This is a genomic window from Marinomonas profundimaris (genome assembly GCF_000508165.1).
Lineage (GTDB): Bacteria > Pseudomonadota > Gammaproteobacteria > Pseudomonadales > Marinomonadaceae > Marinomonas > Marinomonas profundimaris.
Genome location: NZ_AYOZ01000042.1, coordinates 1 through 1,616 on the forward strand (window position 1 = coordinate 1; position 1,616 = coordinate 1,616).

General features: G+C 45.5%; 2 protein-coding genes. One reads left to right on the forward strand and one right to left on the reverse strand.

What is annotated here, in order from left to right; translation table 11 throughout:
- The first annotated feature begins 184 nt into the window (after nt 1–184).
- The gene (locus D104_RS32225) at nt 185–1,264 is read left to right on the forward strand and encodes an alkene reductase (protein WP_024024787.1); all 1,080 of its coding nucleotides are present in this window, start codon (nt 185–187) and stop codon (nt 1,262–1,264) included.
- 72 nt (nt 1,265–1,336) lie between these two features.
- On the opposite strand, the gene D104_RS37425 is transcribed toward D104_RS32225, so the two are convergent.
- Nucleotides 1,337–1,616, reverse strand: a 280-nt coding sequence (locus tag D104_RS37425) for an LPD1 domain-containing protein (protein ID WP_031215128.1), incomplete at its 5' end; no start/stop codon positions are given.

Genomic DNA, 1,616 nt, shown 5'->3' on the forward strand with positions numbered 1-1,616 from the left:
GAAAAGTACCCATTTGACACACGTGCAACTGGCCTTAAATACAGCTGACACAGTGGGTAGTACATAGCGTTAATATTTCTTATACTCACCTACAGACTTAGGATAAATCTTGCAGTGAGTTGAATTACGTTACTGCGGTGCTATCTAGTAGTCATTGATAAATTAACTTCCAAAGGATTTTAGAATGTCTAACTCAGCTGAAGCTTTGTTTACACCAGTCAGTCTTGGTGAACTTGAACTACCAAACCGTTTTGTCATGGCGCCGCTAACACGCTGTCGAGCGATTAATCATCAACCTAATGAGCTGATGGCTAAATATTACGCTCAGCGCGCTTCTGCCGGTTTGTTGATCACAGAATGTACAATGGTTACCGAAGGTACTTCTGCATTCGGTAATGACCCAGGCATTTACAGCACTGAGCAAGTTGATGGCTGGAAGCTAACCACAGACGCGGTACACGCAGCGGGTGGTAAGATTTTCATGCAAATATGGCATCCAGGCCGAGCTGCACATCCAGCCTTAAACAACGGTAAGCCTTCTGTATCTTCCAGCGCTATTGCAATTGATGGCGAGATTCATACACCTGAAGGCAAGGTTCCGCATGCTACACCAGAAGCATTAACAACAGAAGGTATCGCGGCGATCGTTGAGGATTTCCGTAAAGGTGCTGAGAATGCCAAGGCTGCTGGCTTTGATGGCGTTGAAATTCATGGTGCCAATGGCTACTTAATTGACCAGTTCCTTCGTAATAGCTCTAACCAGCGCACTGACGAATACGGCGGCTCTATGGAAAACCGAGCCCGCTTTTTAACCGAAGTCATTGAAGCTGTTATTGGTGTATTTGGTGCAGGACGTGTCGGCTTACGCTTATCACCACTTAATAGCTTTCAAAGCATGAAAGACAGTGACCCTGTTGGTTTGACAGAGTTTCTAGCGAAGCACCTGAGCCAATATAATCTGGCGTACTTGCATCTGATGCGTGCAGATTTCTTGGGTGTGCAACAAGCGGATGTGGTTCGTGTTGCACGAGAAAATTACAAAGGCCATTTAATGGTCAATATGGGATATTCTGCAGAAGAAGCCAGTGCTGCCATTGAAAGCAAAGACACTGATACGGTTGCTTTCGGTACGCCGATCCTTGCGAACCCAGATTTTGTAGAACGTACTCATAAAGGTGCCGAGTTGAATACACCGGATCAAGATACTTTCTATACATCAGGTCCTGAGGGTTACGTCGACTACCCTACTTTGCATTCTGTCTAAAAAGTAAAAAGCTGCTTAAAAAAGCTGGCTGAACTGACCCCTAGTAGTTGGACATTCCAACTACTAGGTTTTTTATGTCACATGTTCACGTTGAAGAGCGGCGCCAAGGACACCAAAGTATTGGCTAAACATTTCATTAATAATAAGTCGCTGATCCCCCTTCGGGTAAAGCCCGAGCTGAGCTTCATCCGAGAGGAGAGAGCCTCGAACTAAAAATTTATTCCTTGGTACTGAATCCTCAATATAGGCCTCAAAGGCTCGTGCACACATCTCTTCAGGGCGTGAATAATAGAGAGCCCCCAAACGATCATCTGTATCTTTACTGCTCCCAATGCTAAGGTGCGTGCCGAGG